Source organism: Zoogloea sp. (assembly GCF_028693495.1).
Classification (GTDB): Bacteria; Pseudomonadota; Gammaproteobacteria; order Burkholderiales; family Rhodocyclaceae; genus Zoogloea.
On record NZ_JAQUVG010000040.1, the window covers coordinates 1 to 19,116 of the forward strand.

Below are 19,116 nucleotides of genomic sequence, written 5' to 3' on the forward strand. Positions count from 1 at the left end.
GGATTCGAAGCCGGCGCCCCAGTCGGGCGGCGGACGGAGACCGCCGCCAGGACCGCCCTGGGCGCTTTGCTGGCGTCCCAGGTCGTCGTAGGCGGCGCGTTTTTCCGCGTCACCGAATACCGCAAGGGTTTGACCCTGGATGAGGCGCGCCGGCTGATCGCCGAGGAGGCGCTGGCGGCGCCTGAACTGCAGCAGTTCTCGGATTTCATCGCCGAGTCCGGGCGTGGCATCGTCCGTTAAGCGATGGGCTTGCGTATCGCCATGGTGGCCGGCGAGGCCTCCAGCGACCTCCTCGCGAGCCACCTGATCAAGGCGCTCCAGCGCCATCTCCCGGATGCCGAGTTCTATGGCATCGGCGGCCCCAAGATGCAGGCTGTGGGGTTCAAGGCCCTCTGGCCCGCTGAAAAGCTGGCGGTTCATGGGTACGTGGATGCCCTCAGGCATTACCGGGAGCTGTCCGGCATCCGCCGTGACCTGCTCAGGCGGCTGCTGGCAGACCGGCCAGCGGCATTCATCGGTGTGGACGCACCGGATTTCAGCCTGTGGCTGGAACGTCGTCTCAAGGACAGGGGCATTCCGGCGATTCATTTCGTCAGCCCGTCGATCTGGGCCTGGCGGAAGGGCAGGGTGAAGGGAATTGCCCGCTCGGTGAGTCACATGCTGTGCCTCTTTCCGTTTGAGCCGGCCCTGTATCAGGCCGCGGGCGTCCCGGTGAGCTATGTCGGTCATCCTCTGGCGGATGTCTTCCCGCTTGAGCCCGATCGTCTGGCAGCACGGGAGATGCTGCAGTTGCCGGTCGACAAGCCGGTCTTCGCCTTTCTGCCGGGCAGCCGCCAGTCGGAAGTGCGTAATCTGGCCGATACCTACATTGCGACGGCGGCCCTTCTCCATGAGCGTCATCCGGAGGCGCGCTTCCTGGTGCCCCTGGCGACCCGCGAAACCCGTCTCCTGTTCGAAGAGGCCCTGCGGCGCCATGTCCATACCCACCTCCCCATCCGCATCCTGTTTGGCCATGCGGTGGATGCGATGATCGCTGCCGACGTGGTGCTGGTCGCCAGTGGTACGGCGACCCTGGAAGCGGCCCTGCTCAAGCGACCGATGGTGATCACCTACAAGATCGGCAAGTGGTCTTACCGGCTGATGAAACGGATGGCCTATCTGCCCTGGGTCGGACTGCCCAACGTGCTGGCGAACCGGGAGGTGGTCCCGGAGATCCTGCAGGATGCCGCGACGCCCCAGGCACTGGCGGATGCCCTCGACGGCTGGCTCACGGATGGGGAACGGGTCGCCGCGCTGACCCGGACCTTTACCGAAATGCATCATGTCCTGCGCCAGGATACGGCGGCCAAGGCGGCAGCGGCCATCCTGCCATGCCTGGGGAGCCGCTGTTCATGAGCCTGGTGTGTGGTGTGGATGAGGCGGGGCGGGGCCCTCTGTGTGGACCGGTGGTGGCTGCGGCGGTCATCCTTGATCCGGCCCGTCCGATCACCGGGCTGGCGGATTCCAAAAAGCTGTCGGAGAAACGGCGTCTCCAGCTGGCCGCCGAGATCCGCGAGAAGGCCCTGGCCTGGTGTGTGGCGGAAGCCAGTGTGGAAGAGATCGACCGCTTGAACATCCTGCATGCGTCCATGCTGGCCATGGAGCGGGCGGTGGCCGGCCTGGCCGTGCGTCCCGACAAGGTTCTTGCCGATGGCAACCGCTGTCCTCGAGTGCCCATGCCCTGTGAGGCGGTGGTCAAGGGGGATGCCCTGGTGCCGGAAATTTCCGCCGCGTCCATACTCGCCAAGACGGTTCGGGATGCTTTGCTGGTGGATCTGGACCGCCGCTATCCCCAGTACGGACTGGCTGCTCACAAGGGGTATCCGACGGCAGCCCACTTGGCGGCGTTACGTGCCCACGGCGCCAGTGAACTCCATCGCCGCAGTTTCGGGCCGGTAAGGGACATCCTTGCCAATCCCCCCTTATGGACCGAGGACGACCTTGCATGAGTTTTCATAATTTCTTCCTGTTTGCCCACCTGGCCGGGGTAATCGTGTGGGTAGGGGGTATGGTCTTTGCCCACTTTTTCCTGCGTCCTGCGGCCCTGGGCCTTGAGCCTCCCTTGCGTCTGCAGTTGTGGAAAGCGGTCCTGCGCCGGTTCTTTACTTCGGTATGGACGGCCATCGGCCTGATCCTGGGCTCCGGTTTCGCCATGCTGCTGGAAACCGGATTTGCCCAGGCCGCGCCGAGCGCCCACCTGATGATGTTCAACGGATTCTTGATGACTGCGATCTTTGCCAGCATCTGGTTCGGCCCGTGGGCCGCCCTCCAGAGGGCGGTGCATGCACAAGCCTGGGCGGATGGCGCAGTGGCCATGAACCGGATCCGTCTGCGGGTGACCGTCAATCTTTTCCTCGGCACGCTCACGGTGGTCATCGCGACCGTCGGCCGGACCCTGTGACCCCGTGGTGAAGCGGATCACTTCCCGGGACAATCCGGCCGTCAAGCTGCTTCATGCGCTCGCCACCTCGTCCCGGGAGAGACGCAAGACCGGCCAGACGCTGCTGGATGGCGCCCATCTGCTGGCGGTGGCACTGGACTGCGGCGTCATGCCCCGGCAGGTGGTGGTCAGTGAAAGCGGCGCTCAGGACGCGGAGATCCGGGCGCTCCTTGCCCGATGCGATCCTGAAGGCCTGATTGAACTGCCGGACCGGTTGTTTGCCCACGTGAGTCCGGTGGATTCACCGAGCGGCGTGCTTGCAGTGATCGCGCAGCCGGGGGGGGAGCAACTGCCGATTACCGGCAGTTGCATCGTCCTGGATGGTGTTCAGGATCCGGGGAATCTGGGCACCATCCTGCGGACAGCCGCTGCAGCGGGCATCCTTCATGTGGTGCTGACCCCCGGCTGTGCCCAGGCCTGGGCTCCGCGGGTGCTGCGCGCCGGCATGGGGGCTCATTTCGGTTTGATCCTGCACGAGGGTGTCGATGCCAGCGCTGCGTTGGCCACCTTCCCCGGGCCGATTCTGGCCACGGATCTGCAGGATTCCACCGATCTGTACTCGCTGGATCTTACGGGTCCGGTCGCGTGGCTGTTCGGCTCCGAGGGACAGGGCCTTTCCGGGCCTGTCCGGGCTTTGGCGACCCGTCGCGTACGGATTCCCATGCCCGGTGGGATCGAGTCCCTGAACGTGGGGGTGGCGGCTGGGATCTGCCTCTTCGAGCAGGTGCGCCAGTCACGCGCCATGGAGCGTTAGGGCCGGCGTCTGGCGGCCCGTTGCTTCAGCGTCCGCCGTCTGGCGGAAAACTCAATGCAGCGGCAGCGGAAGCCGGGTTTCCGTCGATCTGGAAAGGGACCATGCCCAGCAGCGGAGCCCCGATACGCTGGCGCAGTGCTGCCACGTTCTCGTCAAAGCGCAGCATGGCCGGATCCACCTGGTTGGCCAACCAGCCGGCGATCTTCAGTCCACGGGCCTGAATGGCTTCCACCGTGAGCAGGGCGTGGCTGATGCAGCCCAGGCGCATGCCCACGACCAGGATCACCGGGAGGCCCAGATCCCTGGCCAGATCAGCGGTGTCGTAATCATCTCTCAGGGGCACCCGAAAGCCGCCGACGCCTTCCACCAGCACCAGCTCTGCCTGGGCCTGCAGCGTGGAGAGCGCTTCGACGATGGGAGACAATTCAAGGACGATGCCTTCTTCCGCTGCTGCGATATGAGGTGCGATGGGACTCGCGAGGCAATAGGGGTTGAGCAGGGCGAGGCCGGGGTCGAAGCTGCCAGCGCTCCTGAGACGGGCGGCATCCTCGTTGATGAGCTCTCCGTTCACCCGGTCGGCGCCTGCGGCGATGGGTTTCATGCCCACGGCCCGCAGGCCGCGGCTCCGGGCTGCGTGGAGCAGGCTGCAGGTGACGAAGGTTTTGCCGATCTCGGTATCGGTTCCGGCGATGAAATAGGCGCTCATGTCTTTTCGGCGATGAACCACAAGGTGTCGTAGGAGGCGGGCAGGCCCAGCGGGCTGCGGTGGACTTCGTAGGCTTCACTGAGCCGGTGCCAGGCGGTTTTGGTCAAGGGGCGCCGCCGGCCTGCCCCGGTTTGATGGGCACCCAGGGCCTTGATGTCGGACAGGAGCTGGCGCAGGTCCGGCGCCCAGGCCCGCAGGGTGTCGCGCCGATGGTGGCGAACCCGCAGACCGGCGGTTTCGAGGGAAGCCGCGAGGACATCCGGTTCGCTGAAGGAGAGCACATGCTCTGCCTCGTCCACCACACGAAAGGCGTTTCTCAATTCTTGCAGGGTGCCAGGTCCCAGAGTGGCGATCCAGGCTTGGCCGCCGGGGTGCAGTACCCGGGCCAGCTCAGGGAAGGCCTTGTCCGGGTGGCACCACTGGAGCGCGTAGCTCGACCACACGGCGTCCAGGCTGTCGTTGGCCAGGGGCAGGTGCTCCAGATCTCCACACAGGGGCAGCGCAATTCCGGGCGGATGGCGTCTGAGCATGGCAGGGGCAAAATCCAGGGCCAGGAGCTGGGCGGAAGGGAAGGTATGGTGCAGGTGGGGCAGGGCGTAACCCGTTCCGCAGCCTCCGTCCAGGATCCACCGGGGCGTGATCCCGTTGGCCTGAACCAGCGTCAGCAGTCGGTCGCAGGCTTCCCGCTGGACCGCGGCAACGGCATCGTAGGCATCCGCCGCCTTGTCGAAGGCGGCCCTTACGGCCTGCTTGGGTGCGGGTGGCCTATTCACCCAGGAAGCTCTCTATCAATGTGGCACAGTCGGCCGGCCGGGACAGGAAAGGAGCGTGTCCCGAGTCCTCGAAGAGACTGAGACGTGCATCCGGCAGGTGTGCAGCCATCCACTCGGCTGCGGCGGCAGGCATCAGTTTGTCGTGACGACCCTGGATCAGCCGGACCGGTTGAGTCACTGAGGGAAGCAGAGGGCGCAGGTCCATTTGCGCCAGCAGGCCGAGACCGTCCGACAGGGGCCCATGACGGACCGTGTCCACAGGGGTCAGGGTGGCGTTGAGCAAGGGCGTGATGTCCTTGCGCCGGCGGTCGCCCAGGCTTTGCAGGGCGACGAAACGCCGTTGAAAGGTGCCCGGATCGGCAGCAAACCCCCGTTGGAATTCTTCCAGGATCGACGGGGCAAGACCGGCTTCCCAGTCTTCCCCACAGACGAAGCGGGGACTGGCGCCCAGCAGGATCAGGCGGGCGACCCGCTCGGGGGCCCGGACGGCCAGAGCCAGGGCCAGCTGGGCACCGAGAGACCAACCGAGAAGGTCGCAGCAGGTCGGAAGCCGGCCCAGCAGGGCGTCGATCCAGCGCTCCGGATCATCGCCTGCCGGCGGGGCCGAGCCGTGGCCCGGCAGGTCCAGGGGGAGCACGTCGATGGTACTGTCCAGCCGGGTCGTCAGGGGCTCCCAGACCCGGGAGGTGAATCCCCAGCCATGGAGCAGGACCAGGGGGCGACTCACGGTTGCCTCCTTTCCAGCTTCATCAGGGTCGTGACCAGATGGGCCACCTGAGCCTCCGTGTGGGCTGCCGAGAGGACGATGCGCAGGCGGGCAGAGCCCTTGGGAACGGTCGGGGGGCGGATTGCAGGTACCCATAGCCCGGCCTCGTCCAGGGCCCGGGAAACGGCCAGAGCCTCGTGGTTGTCTCCGATGACGATGGGCTGGATGGGGGTGTCGGAGGGCAGGCGTTGCCAGCGGGTCAGGTGGAGGGCTGCCTTGAAGCGGGTGATCAGGTGCAGGAGGTGCGAGCGGCGGGCATCCCCTTGTTCGATCATGTCCAGGGCCGCCAGCAGCCCTTCCGCGATGAGCGGCGGGGCGCCCGTGGTGAAGATGTAACTGCGGGAGCGGTTGAGCAGCCAGTCGATCACCTCCCGCTGGCCGGCGACGAAGGCGCCCGTCACGCCCGCAGCCTTGCCCAGGGTGCCCATGTAGATGAGGCGCGGCGACTGGATGCCGAAGTGGGCGAGGCAACCCCGTCCCTGGGGGCCGAGCACGCCGAAACCGTGGGCGTCATCCACCAGCAGCCAGGCCTTGTGCCGCTCGGCCAGGGCGAGCATCTCGCGCAGGGGGGCGATGTCTCCGTCCATGCTGAACACCCCGTCGGTGACGATCAGCTTGCGGGGCGCCCGGGAGGCCTGGAGCCGGCTTTCCAGGGCGGCAAGGTCGCAGTGGGCATAGCGGATCAGTTCGGCCCGGGAGAGCAGGGCGCCATCGACCAGGGAGGCGTGGTTGACCCGGTCGGCGAAAATCGCATCGCCCCGGCCCACCAGGGCCGGCATCACCCCGATGTTGGCCATGTAGCCTGTCGAGAAGTAGAGGGCGTCGTCCATGCCGACGAAGGCCGCCAGCCGGGCTTCCAGCGCTTCGTGGGGGGCATAGTGCCCACTGACCAGGTGGGAGGCACCGGCGCCGCTCCCCCAGCGCTCGCTGCCGGCACGGAGTGCGGCAGCAATGGCCGGCTCGGCCGCCAGGCCCAGGTAGTCGTTCGAGCAGAACGCGATGACCGGTGAATCCCTGCCCGCGAGGCGGGTCTCGGGCTGGCAGGGGGTGGTGACCACCCGGCGGTGACGGCGCAGGCCGGCTGCGTCCAGGTCGGCAAGGCCTTGCTGCAGTTCTTCCAGGGGATCCAGCTCAGGCAAGGGCCACCTCCAGGGCTTGGGCCGATGCCTGTGCCAGGTGTGCGATGTCGTCGTCCGACAGGACGTAGGGCGGCATGGTGTACACCGTGTTGCCGATGGGGCGCAGCAGCAGTTCCCGTTCGAGAGCCGCGGCAAAGAAGCGGCGGGAGAATCCAGGCGGGGCGTCGGCCACATCGAAGGCCAGGATCATGCCCCGCTGGCGCAGGTGCCGGACTCGCGGGTGCGTGCCCAGGGCATGACGGAAGGCTTCTCCAAGGCGCGCGGCACGGCGCTGGTTGGCAGCGATCACCTCGTCCTGCACAAAGATGTCCAGGGTGGCGAGGGCTGCGCGGCAGGCCAGGGGGTTGCCGGTGTAGGAGTGGGAGTGGAGGAAGCCCCGGGCGGTGTCGTCGTCATAGAAGGCTGCAAAGACATCGCTGCTGCTCAACACGATGGAGAGGGGCAGGTAGCCTCCGGAAATGCCCTTGGAGAGGAGCAGGAAATCCGGCCAGATGCCCGCCTGCTCGCAGGCAAAGAACGTTCCCGTGCGGCCACAGCCCACGGCGATCTCGTCGGCAATCAGGTGCACCTGGTGGCGGTTGCAGATCTGCCGCGCCAGGCGCAGGTATTCCGGATCGTACATGACCATCCCGGAGGCCCCCTGAACCAGGGGTTCCACGATGAGCGCTGCGATCCTGCCAGAATGCGCGTCCAGGTGTGCCTCCAGCGCAGCAGCGGCCTTGCGGGCCACGTCTGCCGGGCTCTCGCCCGGTTCCGCGAGGCGCGCGTCGGGGCTGGGCAGGCAGTCGCCGCCCCGGACCAGGGGGGCATAGGCGTCCCGGAACAGGGCCACGTCGGTCACCGCGAGGGCGCCGACGGTTTCCCCGTGGTAGCTACCTTCCAGGTAGGCAAAACAATTCTTCTCGGGGTATCCGTGGTTGCGCCAGTAGTGGGCGCTCATCTTCAGCGCGATCTCGGTGGCTGAGGCGCCGTCGGAGGCATAGAAGGCGTGTCCCAGCTGAGCTCCGGTCAGGCCCGCCAGGCGCTCGGAGAGTTCGACCACGGGGGCATGGGTGAAGCCGGCCAGCATCACGTGCTCCAGGGTGTCCAGTTGTTCCTTGAGGGCTGCTCCAATCCGCGGGTTGGTATGGCCGAAGAGATTCACCCACCAGGAACTGATTCCGTCCAGATAGCGGTGGCCGTCCATGTCATAGAGCCAGGGGCCGTCACCCCGGGCAATCGGGATCAGGGGCAGCTGCTCATGGTGCTTCATCTGGGTGCAGGGATGCCAGACCGAGGCGAGGGAGCGGGAGAGCAGGCTGGCGTTGGCGGATGAGGACATGGTTATGCAGGTGAGGGTCACGGAAAGCGAAAAGTGGAGCGACCAGGGGCTGGTGGCTCCACTTGAGGGCGGGGCCTGGAGCGGCCCCGCCCTGATCCGGCAGGGATCTCAGTAGGAGAAAATGCTGGCGCCGTTACCGCCATGGACACCAACGGCGGTGTAAATGTTCTGTCCGTAAGTGGCCAGGCCGCGGGTGATGCCGTACATCGTGGCGTTGCCAAGGGGCGCATTGCGCTGGATCCAGGGGGTACCGGCCAGGGTGTCCCGGGTGAACACGACGCCGTTGGCGCCCACGGCTACCAGACGGGTGGAGGCCTGGACTGAATGGAATTCTCCAGCCAGGGTGGTCGTACTCCAGGTGCTGGCGTTGTTGCTGGTCAAGACGGTGCCATCGGCACCGACGGCGACATAGGTGTAGACCGTGTTGTTGTTGCCATCCACCAGACCGATGGCGGAAACCGCGGTCAGGTCACCTGAAAGGGTGGTTGCCGTCCAGGTGGTGCCATTGGTGCTGGTCAGCACGGTGCCACCGCTGCCCACGGCAACCCATATGCCAGCGGCGGAGTACGTGACCCCCCGCAGGGTGACCCCGGCGATGCTGGCGCTCACGGACGAGGGGGGGCTCCAGCTGGTGCCGTTGGTGGAGTAGAGCAGGGTACCGTTGTCCCCCACAGCCACGAAGGCGGAGCCACTGGTGGCAATCCCGTTCAGGCTGGCGGTGGTGGGGGAGCCCGGGAGAAGTGTCCAGGTGTCGATGTTGGTGCTGGTGACGATGGTACCGTTGCTGCCTACCGCACAGAACATCTCCAGGTTGCTGGCATAGGTTACGCCACGCAGGGTGACACTGGCTGGGACGGTGCTGGTGGCGGGCTTTTGCCAGACGATGGGCTTGACCAGGCCCGTGGTGGCGTCGATGTGGCCGTAGCCCCGGGCGGCGTCCGTATCGGCTGTGCGGAGGATGTTGCCGTTGGCACCTACTGCCACGTAGCCATAGGTGTTGGAGCTGTTGGTGATCTGGCCGTAGGCCACGCCATACAGGGGCGCGCTGGCGGCAAGACTGGTGAGACTGGTGCTGTCACCGGCAAGCCAGTCGCTGCCCGCCAGGCGCGTGGTGGTGGTCTGCGCCGGGACTCCCGGCCCGCCCTCGCCGCCATCCTTGCGTCCGTTGAGGGTCATGGCGTACTGGGTGTCGAGGTCGAGTTCGCGCAGCACGTAAGGGGTGGTGATGTCTATCCGGAACAGGTTGTCCTTGCCCCCGATGGAAACGGTGCTGCCCTTTTTGAAGAACAGCCAGTAGTCGACCCCGCTGGCGGCAGTCCAGTCGGTAAAGATCTGGTTTTCGCCTCCGGCGATCCGGAAGTCGGCGGGGGCCGGTGCAGAGCTGCCACTGCCTCCGCCGCAGGCGGACAGGACCGCTGCACTGAGGGTGGCGACAAGAAATTGACGGCGGCGATTCAGGATCATGGGGAAGGGGGTCGGAAGTAGTCGGCAATCCCCGGATTCTACAACAGCCTGCCGGCCCGCTTGGCGAGGAGCGCAAGGGAAACGGCGCGCCAGACCCCTGGAGGCCGGACGCGCCCTGTCTTTGTCGGGCGGATCGGACTCAGCTGCCCGTCAGCTCCTTGAGCAGGATTTCCTGGGCGGCGTGGCGGGCTGCACGGGGATTTTTCCTGCGGTAGTGATTTTCGCTGTCCATTTCCCAGGCCTGGCAGTTGTCACCCAGGTAGGGCCGCAGGCCTTCCTTCATGACGCGCCGCTTCACTTTTGGATCAAGGATGGGGAAGCCCACCTCGATGCGTTTGAAGAAATTCCGCTCCATCCAGTCGGCACTGGACAGGTAGAGTTTCTCCGCACCGTCCGCACCGAAGTAGAAGATCCGGTGGTGTTCCAGGAAACGGCCGACGATGGAGCGCACCTTGATGTTCTCGGACAGTCCAGGGACCCCGGGTTTGAGCGCACACACGCTGCGGGCAATCACGTCGATCTCCACGCCGGCCTGAGAGGCCTCGTAGAGTGCCTCGATGGTTTCCGGTTCGAGGAGGGCATTCACCTTGACGATGATCCGGCCCTTGCGGCCCGCCCGGGCGATCTCGGCTTCTTCCCGGATCCCCGCCACCACGTTGGGCTGCAGTGTGAAGGGGGCCTGCCACAGGTGCTTGAGCTGACGGGCCTGGCCCAGCCCGGTGAGCTGTTTGAACACCTCTGCCACGTCGGCACCGATTTCCTCATTGGCGGTGAGCAGCCCGAAGTCCGTGTAGAAGCGGGTGGTGCGGGGGTGATAGTTACCCGTTCCCAGATGGGCATAGCGCCGCAGGACTCCCTCCTCCCGGCGTACCAGCAGCAGCATCTTGGCATGGGTCTTGTAACCGACCACGCCATACACCACATGGGCACCCACCTCTTCCAGGCGGGCCGCCCAGCTGATGTTTGCCTCTTCGTCGAAGCGGGCCATCAGCTCGAGGACCACGGTCACTTCCTTGCCCTTCTGGGCGGCCCTTACCAGGTGTTCCATCAGTACGGAATCCGTGCCGGTACGGTACACCGTCATCTTCACTGCGACCACGTCGGGATCGTCAGCGGCGGCCTTGAGCAAGTCGATGACCGGTTCGAAGCTCTCGAAGGGGTGGTGCAGCAGGATGTCCTGGCGATGGATGGAGGCGAAGATGTTCTCGTTCTTTTCCAGCCCGCGGGAGAGGGCTGGGCGGAAGGGCCGGTATTTGAGGTCTGGCCGCTCGACCCAGTCGGGTACCTGGTTGAGGCGTACCGGGTTGACCATGCCAGGCACGCGATAGACGTCATCCGCGCCCAGTCCGAACTGGGTGCGCAGAAACTGCTCCATGGCTTCCGAACAGTTGTCGGCGATCTCCAGGCGTACGGCGTCACCAAAATGGCGCTGTTGCAGCTCACCCTTCAGGGTGGCACGCAGGTCCTTGACCTCCTCTTCATCCACGAACATGTCGGAGTTGCGGGTCACCCGGAACTGGTAGCAGCCCAGCACGTTCATGCCTTCGAAAAGCTCGCCTACGTGGGCGTGAAGCAGGGAGGACAGGAACACGAAGCCATAGTCGACACCGGTCAGCTCCTTGGGCAGGCGGATCACCCGCGGCAGCGCCCGGGGTGCCTGGACGATGGCGGCGCCGGAGCTGCGTCCGAAGGCGTCGCGACCTTCGAGTTCGACAGCGAAATTGAGACTCTTGTTGAGCACCCGTGGGAAGGGGTGGGCGGGGTCGAGCCCGATCGGTGTCAGAACGGGCATCACTTCCCGCAGGAAGTATTCTCTCGCCCACAGGTGCTGGGCGTCGGTCCAGGCGCTGCGGCGCAGGAAAACAATTCCCTCGGCTGCCATGGCAGGGAGGATCACGTCATTGAGCAGGGAATACTGTTCACTGATGATGCTGTGGACTTCCCGGCTGATCAGCGTGTGGAGTGCTGCAGGGGTGAGTCCGTCGGTGGTGATCGCAAGGCTTCCGAGGCGCTGTTGTTCCTTGACACCGGCCACCCGGACTTCGAAGAACTCATCCAGGTTGCTCGATACGATGCACAGAAAACGCAGTCTTTCCAGCAGCGGCACCGCTGGGTCTGCAGCCTGGGCCAGTACCCGGCGCTGGAATTGCAGCAGGGAGAGCTCCCGGTTGATGAAGTGATCGGAACTGAAATGGCGGTCGGCGTGGGGCTTGTGCATGGGCGCTCCTGTCAATTCTCTGATTAGGCCTCGATTGTGTGACATTTTTATTGCACAAAGATGACGATGGCGGGCGGATGAGGGTTTCATCCGGTCCCTCGGTGCCGGGTGTTAGAATTCGCTTCCCATTACGTTTGATGGCATGTTCAGTGCCTGTTTCATGAATCGCGAATTGATTGCTGCCATTGATCTGGGTTCCAACAGTTTTCGTCTCCAGGTGGGACGGATCGTTAATGACCAGATTTATCCCCTTGACGGCATCAAGGAGTCGGTCCGCCTGGCGGCTGGTCTTTCCTCCGACCGGATGCTCGATGCTGCATCCCAGTTTCGTGGGATCAGTGCCTTGCGGGTCTTCAATGAACGCCTGCGGGACTATCCGCCCGAGGCCGTGCGGGCCGTGGCCACCAACACCCTTCGCGTGGCCAAGAACGCCCCCCATTTCCTGGTTCAGGCTGAGGCTGCGCTGGGTTTCCCCATCGAAGTGATCGCCGGTCGCGAGGAGGCCCGCCTGATTTACGTGGGCGTAGCCCATACCCTGCCCAACCCTCACCGTCAGCAGCTGGTGGTGGATATCGGCGGCGGCTCCACGGAATTCGTGATCGGCAAGAGCTTCGAACCCATTGTCCTGGAGTCCCTCTACATGGGCTGTGTCAGCTTTTCCCTGAAGCACTTCCCCGAGGGGCGGGTGGACAAGCGAGGCCTGCGGGACGCAGAGCTGGCCGCCCAGAAGGAAATCCAGGCCATCTCCCATCCCTACAGGGAGATCGGTTGGGACGAGGCCGTGGGGTCCAGTGGTTCGGCCAAGGCGCTGGTGGACATCCTGGAATTGAATGGCCTCTCCGACGGGGGGATCACCCGCAGCGGCATGGAAAAGCTGCGGGCCCTGATGCTCAAGGCCGGCAACGTGCACAACCTGCAGCTGGAGGGTCTGCGGCCGGACCGGCTGCCGGTGCTGCCGGGCGGCTTTGCGATCATGTGGGCGATCTTCGAGGAGTTCGGGCTGGAGCGCATGACCTTCTCGGAAGGCGCCCTCCGGCTCGGGGTGCTGTATGACCTGCTCGGCCGGTATCACCACCATGACCTGCGGGACGCTACGGTTGCCGCCTTTGGCAAGCGCTACGATGTGGACATGCCCCATGCGATCCGGGTAGCCGAGACGGCGCGCTCCCTGCTGCTGCAGCTGGATCCTCTGGCGGCTGACGAAGAAAACATGGATCGACGCTTTCTCGAATGGGCTGCGCGCTTGCACGAAGTGGGTATCTCGGTGGCTCACTCCAGCTATCACAAACACAGTGCCTATATCCTGGGCAACGCCGACATGCCGGGCTTTTCGCGGATGGATCAGGGGCGTCTCGCCCGCATCGTGCTGGCCCATCGGGGCAAGTTGTCGCGGGTCAGTGCCATTGATCCGGAAAGCCCCGAGTGGCGCTTGATCCTGTGTCTGCGCCTGGCCATGGTGGTGCACCGGGCCCGGGATGGCCGTGGCCTGCCTCCCCTGAAGCTCAAGCGGGAAGCGCGGGGTCACGTGCTGGTGGCGGATGCCGAGTGGCTGCGCAATCTGCCCCTCACCGCTTCGGCGCTGGAGGAGGAAGAGCGGCAGTGGCTCTCCATTGGCCAGCCTCTGAAAATCCGGGTTGAGCGGGCCGGTGCCCGTGAGAGCAGCGGGGCCTGATCCTACGTGGCTCAGGCCGGCCGTCCTTCGCCGGAGCTCCGTGTGGTTCATGCGGAAGAGGGGAGCCTGGTCATCCTCGGCGGTGACTGGACGCTGCACTCCCTCACGACTGCGCCGGGCGACGTCCGGCAGGATCTGACCCGGCTTCCGCCCGGTGCGCGCTGGGAGCTTGGAGAGTTGAGCCGCCTCGACAGCTTCGGGGCTGTGCTTCTGTGGCAGAGCTGGGGGCGACGTCTTCCTGCAGGGCTGCGTCTGCCCGAGAGGTTTGCTCCGGTTTTCGAGCGCCTCCAGGCCCAGGGGGCACAGGCTGTGGCGACCAAACCCCCGTACCGCTTCCTCGATGGCACGGCCGAACTGGGCCGGTTGTTCCTTGCCCTGGGACGGCATGCTTTGGGCTTCACGATCCTGGTCGGTTATCTGATCCTGGACCTGGCTTATCTGCTGCGCAATCGGGAGCACTGGCCCTGGCTCGAGATTTCGGCCAATTTCTACAAGGTCGGGGTGAGGGCCATGCCGGTGACTGCGCTGGTGGGTTTCCTGATCGGGGTTGTCATGTCCTATCTGTCGGCCCTGCAACTGCAGGCCTTCGGAGCGGATGCCCTCATCGTCAACATCCTCGGGCTGGGCATCATCCGGGAGCTGGGGCCGGTACTGGTCTCGGTCCTGGTGGCGGGGCGATCAGGTTCGGCCATGACGGCCCAGATCGGTGTGATGCGGGTGACCGAGGAGGTCGATGCGCTGACCGCCATGGGGATTTCTCCCCATGTGCGCCTGGTTCTCCCCAAGGTGATGGCCCTGACCCTGGCCATGCCCCTCCTGACCCTGTGGGGGTCGGCGGTGGCCCTCCTGGGCGGCATGCTCTCCGCCAATCTCCAGCTGGGCCTGACTTTCGATTTTTTCCTGAACGCCTTGCCCCGGGCGGTACCCGTGGCCAACCTGGTGATCGGCCTCGCCAAGGGCGCAGTGTTCGGGCTGCTGATTGCCCTGGTGGCCTGCTATTTCGGGTTGCGGGTCAAGCCCAATACCGAGAGCCTGTCGGCCAACACGACGGCGTCGGTGGTGACGGCCATCACGGTGGTGATTCTGGTGGATGCCGTTTTTGCGATTGCCACCCGCAGCATCGGCTTGCCCTTCAAATGAGCGATTTTCCGGTGCTCCTGCAGGGGGTGTCCACCCGTTTTGGCAGGCGCTGGGTGCACCGCCAGATCGACCTGGCCGTACCCAGGGGAGAGGTCGTGGCGCTGGTTGGCGGATCGGGAAGCGGCAAGACGACCCTGCTGCGCCAGATGGTGGGCCTGCTGGAGCCGGCCGAAGGGGAGGTACGGCTGTTTGGCGAATCCCTGTTTGCGGGCAGTCGCAGCGAGCAGCTGGCCCGACGCCGGCGCTTCGGCATGCTGTTCCAGCAGGGGGCCCTGTTTTCCGCGCTCAGTGTCTTCGACAACGTGGCCTTTCCCCTCAGGGAGGCGGGCATTACCGACGAGGAGCTCCTGCGGGATCTGGTTTTCCTGAAGCTGGGGATGGTGGAGCTGGAGCCCGAAGTGGCCATCAGGATGCCTGCGGAACTGTCCGGGGGCATGATCAAGCGGGTCGCTCTGGCCCGGGCCCTGGCCCTGGAGCCGGAGCTCCTGTTGCTCGATGAGCCCACTGCCGGTCTGGATCCCGAGCGCAGTGCAGGTTTCGTTGCGCTGATCCGGGCCCTCCACCGGGCTCTTGGCCTGACCGTCGTGCTGGTCACCCATGATCTGGATACCCTCGCGGCATTGGCCACGCGCGTGGCCGTGCTTGCTGAAGGGGGTATACTGGCCTTTGGCAGTCTGGATGAAATCATGACCGTGCAAGACCCCTTCATCGAACGTTTCTTCCACAGCAGCCGGAGTGTCACCGCACTCTCCCGGGGTCGGAGGGGCTGATGGAAAGCCGCGCGCATGCCATTGCGGCCGGTCTTTTTGCGCTCCTGCTGGGCTTCGGTGTGGTCTTTTCCCTGTGGTGGTTCTCGGATCGTCGCGAGGACACCCGGGATGTCCTCCTGGTGACGTCCGGCAGCGTCAACGGCCTCAATCCTCAGGCCAATGTGCGTTATCGCGGGATTGCCGCCGGCAAGGTCGCCGGAATCACCCTGGATCCGGCGAATCCCCGGGATCTGCTGGTCAGGATCCGGATTCGTGCAGATCTTCCGGTCACCGAAGGAACCCGGGCCCGTCTGTCCACCCAGGGGGTGACCGGTCTGGCCTTCATTGCCCTGGATGACCGGGGGGACAAACCTGCACCCCTGATGGGTGTGGGCGGTGATCCGCCGCGTATTCCGCTGGCCCCGGGACTGGTGGAGGAGGTGGCCGACGCGTCGGTACAGACCCTCAGGCAGGTGAAGCTGGTCACGGAGCGGCTGGCGGGTCTGGGCAGCCCTGAGAACCTGGCGCGGATCGAGCGCAGCCTTGTTAACCTGGAGGCGGCCAGTGCGGGGCTGGACAGGACCCTCAAGGAAGCCCCAGCGACCCTGGCTGCCGTGCGCCAGGTGCTCAGCCCGGACAACGTGGCCCGGATTGGGCGTTCCCTGGACAATCTGGAGCGTTTCAGCAATGAAGCCGTACCGACCGTGGTGGAAGCGCGCCAGCTCCTGGTGCGTCTGCAAACCACAACGGAACGGGTCGAAGCGCTGGTGGGCAGCGCGGGAGCGCGCATGGCAGGGAGCACTCTTCCCCAGGTGGATGGCCTGCTCCGGGAGCTGACCCAGACCTCCCGCCAGCTCTCGTCCTTGCTGGGGCAACTCGACGAAACGCCCCAGGTACTGCTGGGCGGGCGCCGCCCGGCCCCCGCCGGCCCCGGGGAAAAAGGCTTTCAGCTTCCCGTGGGGGAGCCCTGAATCATGCCAGGCAGGAGTGTCATGACGATGTTGTGGAAATGGTCTTCCGGAGTGTGTGTGCTTGTAGGACTGCTTCTGACGGCGTGTGCTTCCCTGCCGGGAGCCCTCCCGGCGCTGGCAGTCCATGATCTGGGCAGGCTGGATTCGGCCCTGCCCGCCTCCGGCAGGACTGCCGATTGGACTCCCCGCGCCATCGAGGTCGTGCCGGCACCCTGGCTGGTGGGCAATGGCATGACGTACCGCCTGATTTATGCCCAGCCAACCCGGCGCCACCTTTTCCAGGAGAGCAGATGGGTCGCTCCACCTGCCCAGCTGGTGGAGCTGATCCTCGGGCGTGCCCTGACGGGGGGCCGAGGTGCCTGCCGGCTGCGGGTGGATCTGGACGAGTTTATCCAGGTCTTTGACGCACCTGCTGACAGTCGTGGTGTCGTCGAGGCGCGGGCCTGGTTGCTGGCACCCCTGACTGAGGAGGTCCTGGCCCGCCGTGCCTTTCACCTGGAGGTGCCGGCCCGGACGCCGGACGCGCCGGGGGGAGTGCTCGCCTTGCGGGAGGCCGTGATCCAGCTCCATCACGAGCTGAGTGGCTGGCTCGAGACCCAGGATCAGGCAGAGGCGCCGGGTGCCGGAAGCCCTCGCGTCCGCTGTCGTCCCTGATTTTTTCGTAGCCGGCCGACGCGTGCCGGCATTTTCATAAAGCAAACCGGAGGAGAACCCCATGAACGCTGTTGTCGATACCCCGCAGGACGCCATGCTGTTGCGCCAGGACGTGGAAGGCGTCACCACCCTCACCCTCAACCGTCCGGCCCAGTTCAACGCCCTCTCCATGCCGATGCTGGAGACTCTGCTGGCCGAGCTTCAGGCGGTGGCTGCGGACCCCTCCGTGCGGGTCGTGGTACTGGCCGGTGCCGGGAAGGCCTTCTGCGCAGGTCACGACCTGAAGGAGATGCGTGGCAATTACTCCAAGGGTTTCCAGCAAGCTCTGTTCCGTCTGTGTGGCAAGGTGATGATGCAGATCGTTGCCATGCCCCAGCCAGTCATTGCCCGCATCCATGGGATCGCCACGGCCGCCGGCTGTCAGCTGGTCTCCATGTGTGACCTGGCGGTGGCCTCCGATGTGGCCCGTTTTGCGGTCTCCGGCATCAATGCCGGCCTGTTCTGTTCCACGCCCGCTGTGGGCTTGTCCAGGAACATGGGGCGCAAGCAGGCTTTCGAGATGCTGGTGACCGGTGATTTCATCGATGCAGCAGAGGCCCAGCGTCGGGGGCTGGTGAATCGGGTCGTTCCCCTCGACTCCCTGGACGAGGAAGTCGGCAAACTGGCGGCTTCCATCTGTGCCAAGTCCCCGAAGGCCATCGCGATGGGCAAGCAGATGTTTTACAGCCAGCTGGAAATGGGGCTTGATGCTGCTTACCAGCATGCGGCGGAAGTGATGGCCTGCAATGCCATGTGCGAGGACGCGGCGGAGGGCATGGATGCGTTCATGCAGAAGCGCAAGCCCGTTTGGACCGGTCGGTGATCGCTTGCTGATTGACACGCACTGCCATCTGGATGCCCCCGAGTTCGACCAGGATCGGGATGGGGTGCTCCAGGCGGCCCGGGAGGCCGGCGTCGCCGGTTTTCTGGTACCGGCTGTGGACGCCGCCAGTTTTGACAGGGTCGCTGCCCTGGCAGCCCGGCGGGACGATTGCTGTTTTGCCCTGGGCATTCATCCCCTGTTCGTCCGGGAGGCCAGGCCTTCAGACCTGGCCCTGCTGAAAGAGCGCTTGAAGGAGGGCAGGGCGGTGGCAGTGGGGGAGATTGGTCTGGATGGTTTCGTGCCGGATGGCGATCTTCCTCTCCAGCAGACCTATTTTCAGGCCCAGCTCCGGCTGGCGGTGGAGTTCGATCTGCCGGTGGTGCTCCACGTGCGTCGGGCCCAGGACGAGATTCTCAAGCAGTTGCGTCGCCTTCGGCCCCGGGGCGGCATTGCCCACGCCTTCAACGGCAGCCACCAGCAGGCCGAGGCCTTCATCGGACTGGGTTTCCGGCTGGGTTTCGGTGGAGCGATGACCTATCCCGGATCCCGCCGTATCCGGGCGCTGGCAGCGACCTTGCCCCTGGACAGCATCGTCCTTGAGACCGACGCCCCGGACATCCCGCCTGCCTGGGGTGCTGGCCGGCGTAATGATCCGGTCAATCTGAAGCGGTTTGCCGCCGTTCTGGCCGAGTTGCGGGGGCTGCCGGTGGAGGCGGTGGAGGCAGCCACCGGGCGCAATGCGCTGGCGGCCCTGCCAGGGCTGGGCTCCCTCAGGGTGAGGGAGGCAGGGCCTCTCCAGGGACAGTCCGGTCCGACGGACTGCGGGCAATGAGGGCCCGGATATCGTCCTTCATCCGGGCGATATCTCCATCGAATTTTTCGCAGTTCATCATCGAAACGCCGAAAACATAGGCGTAGAGCAGCATGCTGCGCGTGGAGGCTTCGTGCATGGGCAGACCTCCGGCCAGGAAGAGTGTCCGCGCGCAGCGCAGGCGCCAGACATCAACCTCCTCGACGATCAGGGCTGTCGCCGGGTCGCGCCGGGCCCATTCCCGCATGGCCAGCTCGATCAGCATGCCCTTGTGATTGCGGCTGGTCGAGTACACATCGACCACACGGAAAATCTGGGCGAGGGGGTCGCCGCCGGGCTCCAGCTGGGTTTGCTTGACGATGTCGCGGATCCGTCCGTCCTTCCAGGTTTCCAGAACACCGGAGAGGAGGTCCTGGCGATCCTTGAAATGCCAGTAAAAGCTGCCCTTGGTGACGTGAAGCCGGCGGGCCAGCACCTCGACGCGAACCCCGGTGACGCCCTCGTCGGCGAGGGTGTCCAGTGCGCCCTGGATCCAGGCGCTGCGGTCGAGTTGATGACGGGGGGGCTTTTGCATGGTTCCAGTATTGACGGTTGTTTTTCCGTACGCTACCGTACGGAAAGTGACAAAGCAAGATGC

General features: G+C 65.3%; 19 protein-coding genes and 1 pseudogene. 12 read left to right on the forward strand and 8 right to left on the reverse strand.

Annotation, left to right across the window (positions count from 1 at the left end; translation table 11 throughout):
* The 5 genes and pseudogenes from PHD22_RS08375 to PHD22_RS08395 all read left to right on the forward strand — a co-directional run.
* Window positions 1–240: pseudogene (locus PHD22_RS08375) on the forward strand (hypothetical protein); the annotation flags it as partial.
* A 3-nt stretch (window positions 241–243) separates the two neighbouring features.
* Window positions 244–1,395, forward strand: coding sequence for a lipid-A-disaccharide synthase (gene lpxB / locus PHD22_RS08380; RefSeq protein WP_299864986.1), 1,152 nt, complete (start codon window positions 244–246; stop codon window positions 1,393–1,395).
* Window positions 1,392–1,988 (forward strand): ribonuclease HII, encoded by a 597-nt coding sequence (gene rnhB / locus PHD22_RS08385; RefSeq protein WP_299864988.1) that lies wholly within the window; start codon window positions 1,392–1,394, stop codon window positions 1,986–1,988. The genes lpxB and rnhB overlap by 4 nt, the downstream gene beginning before the upstream one ends.
* Window positions 1,985–2,440 carry a CopD family protein gene (locus tag PHD22_RS08390; protein WP_299864990.1) on the forward strand — a complete coding sequence of 152 codons (456 nt, stop codon included), beginning with the start codon at window positions 1,985–1,987 and terminating at the stop codon, window positions 2,438–2,440. Before rnhB ends, PHD22_RS08390 begins: the two co-directional genes overlap by 4 nt.
* A gap of 7 nt (window positions 2,441–2,447) precedes the next feature.
* A complete protein-coding gene (locus tag PHD22_RS08395) occupies window positions 2,448–3,233 on the forward strand; it encodes an RNA methyltransferase (RefSeq protein ID WP_299864993.1) in 786 nt (261 codons plus the stop codon).
* Window positions 3,234–3,258: 25 nt separating this feature from the next.
* On the opposite strand, the gene bioD is transcribed toward PHD22_RS08395, so the two are convergent.
* The 7 genes from bioD to ppk1 all read right to left on the reverse strand — a co-directional run bounded on the left by bioD (window position 3,259) and on the right by ppk1 (window position 11,620).
* Window positions 3,259–3,939 carry a dethiobiotin synthase gene (bioD, locus tag PHD22_RS08400; protein ID WP_299864997.1) on the reverse strand — a complete coding sequence of 227 codons (681 nt, stop codon included), beginning with the start codon at window positions 3,937–3,939 and terminating at the stop codon, window positions 3,259–3,261.
* A complete protein-coding gene (gene bioC / locus PHD22_RS08405; protein ID WP_299865000.1) occupies window positions 3,936–4,712 on the reverse strand; it encodes a malonyl-ACP O-methyltransferase BioC in 777 nt (258 codons plus the stop codon). Before bioC ends, bioD begins: the two co-directional genes overlap by 4 nt.
* Window positions 4,705–5,439 (reverse strand): alpha/beta fold hydrolase, encoded by a 735-nt coding sequence (locus tag PHD22_RS08410; RefSeq protein ID WP_299865003.1) that lies wholly within the window; start codon window positions 5,437–5,439, stop codon window positions 4,705–4,707. The genes bioC and PHD22_RS08410 overlap by 8 nt, the downstream gene beginning before the upstream one ends.
* Window positions 5,436–6,617, reverse strand: coding sequence for an 8-amino-7-oxononanoate synthase (gene bioF, locus PHD22_RS08415; RefSeq protein WP_366520704.1), 1,182 nt, complete (start codon window positions 6,615–6,617; stop codon window positions 5,436–5,438). The genes PHD22_RS08410 and bioF overlap by 4 nt, the downstream gene beginning before the upstream one ends.
* A complete protein-coding gene (gene bioA / locus PHD22_RS08420) occupies window positions 6,610–7,938 on the reverse strand; it encodes an adenosylmethionine--8-amino-7-oxononanoate transaminase (protein ID WP_299865006.1) in 1,329 nt (442 codons plus the stop codon). Before bioA ends, bioF begins: the two co-directional genes overlap by 8 nt.
* A gap of 108 nt (window positions 7,939–8,046) precedes the next feature.
* Window positions 8,047–9,402, reverse strand: a complete 1,356-nt coding sequence (locus PHD22_RS08425) for a hypothetical protein (protein ID WP_299865009.1) — start codon at window positions 9,400–9,402, stop codon at window positions 8,047–8,049.
* Between the two features lie 139 nt (window positions 9,403–9,541).
* Window positions 9,542–11,620: a polyphosphate kinase 1 gene (ppk1, locus tag PHD22_RS08430; protein WP_299865012.1), complete on the reverse strand. Its 2,079-nt coding sequence runs from the start codon at window positions 11,618–11,620 to the stop codon at window positions 9,542–9,544.
* 160 nt (window positions 11,621–11,780) lie between these two features.
* On the opposite strand from ppk1, the gene ppx reads away from it, so the two are divergent.
* From ppx to PHD22_RS08465, 7 genes are all read left to right on the forward strand, one after another.
* Window positions 11,781–13,292 carry an exopolyphosphatase gene (gene ppx, locus PHD22_RS08435; RefSeq protein ID WP_299865015.1) on the forward strand — a complete coding sequence of 504 codons (1,512 nt, stop codon included), beginning with the start codon at window positions 11,781–11,783 and terminating at the stop codon, window positions 13,290–13,292.
* Window positions 13,293–13,334: 42 nt separating this feature from the next.
* Window positions 13,335–14,432 carry an ABC transporter permease gene (locus PHD22_RS08440; RefSeq protein WP_299865018.1) on the forward strand — a complete coding sequence of 366 codons (1,098 nt, stop codon included), beginning with the start codon at window positions 13,335–13,337 and terminating at the stop codon, window positions 14,430–14,432.
* A complete protein-coding gene (locus PHD22_RS08445) occupies window positions 14,429–15,202 on the forward strand; it encodes an ATP-binding cassette domain-containing protein (RefSeq protein WP_299865021.1) in 774 nt (257 codons plus the stop codon). The genes PHD22_RS08440 and PHD22_RS08445 overlap by 4 nt, the downstream gene beginning before the upstream one ends.
* Window positions 15,202–16,152 (forward strand): MlaD family protein, encoded by a 951-nt coding sequence (locus PHD22_RS08450; protein ID WP_299865024.1) that lies wholly within the window; start codon window positions 15,202–15,204, stop codon window positions 16,150–16,152. The genes PHD22_RS08445 and PHD22_RS08450 overlap by 1 nt, the downstream gene beginning before the upstream one ends.
* A 21-nt stretch (window positions 16,153–16,173) precedes the next feature.
* Window positions 16,174–16,806 carry an ABC-type transport auxiliary lipoprotein family protein gene (locus PHD22_RS08455; RefSeq protein ID WP_299865027.1) on the forward strand — a complete coding sequence of 211 codons (633 nt, stop codon included), beginning with the start codon at window positions 16,174–16,176 and terminating at the stop codon, window positions 16,804–16,806.
* 61 nt (window positions 16,807–16,867) lie between these two features.
* Window positions 16,868–17,668, forward strand: coding sequence for an enoyl-CoA hydratase (locus tag PHD22_RS08460; protein WP_299865030.1), 801 nt, complete (start codon window positions 16,868–16,870; stop codon window positions 17,666–17,668).
* A 4-nt stretch (window positions 17,669–17,672) separates the two neighbouring features.
* The gene (locus PHD22_RS08465) at window positions 17,673–18,500 is read left to right on the forward strand and encodes a TatD family hydrolase (RefSeq protein WP_299865033.1); all 828 of its coding nucleotides are present in this window, start codon (window positions 17,673–17,675) and stop codon (window positions 18,498–18,500) included.
* Here PHD22_RS08465 and PHD22_RS08470 read toward each other — a convergent pair.
* Window positions 18,439–19,053 carry a TetR/AcrR family transcriptional regulator gene (locus PHD22_RS08470; protein ID WP_299865036.1) on the reverse strand — a complete coding sequence of 205 codons (615 nt, stop codon included), beginning with the start codon at window positions 19,051–19,053 and terminating at the stop codon, window positions 18,439–18,441. The two genes, PHD22_RS08465 and PHD22_RS08470, sit on opposite strands and share 62 nt — an antisense overlap.
* Window positions 19,054–19,116 lie beyond the last annotated feature (63 nt).

What these genes read in the sequence shown, in the direction of transcription:
- ppx (WP_299865015.1), top strand. Translation starts at nt 11,781, where the DNA reads ATGAATCGCGAATTGATTGCTGCCATTGATCTGGGTTCCAACAGTTTT.
- PHD22_RS08455 (WP_299865027.1), top strand. Translation starts at nt 16,174, where the DNA reads ATGACGATGTTGTGGAAATGGTCTTCCGGAGTGTGTGTGCTTGTAGGA.
- PHD22_RS08450 (WP_299865024.1), top strand. Translation starts at nt 15,202, where the DNA reads ATGGAAAGCCGCGCGCATGCCATTGCGGCCGGTCTTTTTGCGCTCCTG.
- bioA (WP_299865006.1), bottom strand. Translation starts at nt 7,938, where the DNA reads ATGTCCTCATCCGCCAACGCCAGCCTGCTCTCCCGCTCCCTCGCCTCG.
- rnhB (WP_299864988.1), top strand. Translation starts at nt 1,392, where the DNA reads ATGAGCCTGGTGTGTGGTGTGGATGAGGCGGGGCGGGGCCCTCTGTGT.
- PHD22_RS08470 (WP_299865036.1), bottom strand. Translation starts at nt 19,053, where the DNA reads ATGCAAAAGCCCCCCCGTCATCAACTCGACCGCAGCGCCTGGATCCAG.
- PHD22_RS08445 (WP_299865021.1), top strand. Translation starts at nt 14,429, where the DNA reads ATGAGCGATTTTCCGGTGCTCCTGCAGGGGGTGTCCACCCGTTTTGGC.
- PHD22_RS08460 (WP_299865030.1), top strand. Translation starts at nt 16,868, where the DNA reads ATGAACGCTGTTGTCGATACCCCGCAGGACGCCATGCTGTTGCGCCAG.
- ppk1 (WP_299865012.1), bottom strand. Translation starts at nt 11,620, where the DNA reads ATGCACAAGCCCCACGCCGACCGCCATTTCAGTTCCGATCACTTCATC.
- PHD22_RS08390 (WP_299864990.1), top strand. Translation starts at nt 1,985, where the DNA reads ATGAGTTTTCATAATTTCTTCCTGTTTGCCCACCTGGCCGGGGTAATC.
- PHD22_RS08425 (WP_299865009.1), bottom strand. Translation starts at nt 9,402, where the DNA reads ATGATCCTGAATCGCCGCCGTCAATTTCTTGTCGCCACCCTCAGTGCA.
- lpxB (WP_299864986.1), top strand. Translation starts at nt 244, where the DNA reads ATGGGCTTGCGTATCGCCATGGTGGCCGGCGAGGCCTCCAGCGACCTC.
- bioD (WP_299864997.1), bottom strand. Translation starts at nt 3,939, where the DNA reads ATGAGCGCCTATTTCATCGCCGGAACCGATACCGAGATCGGCAAAACC.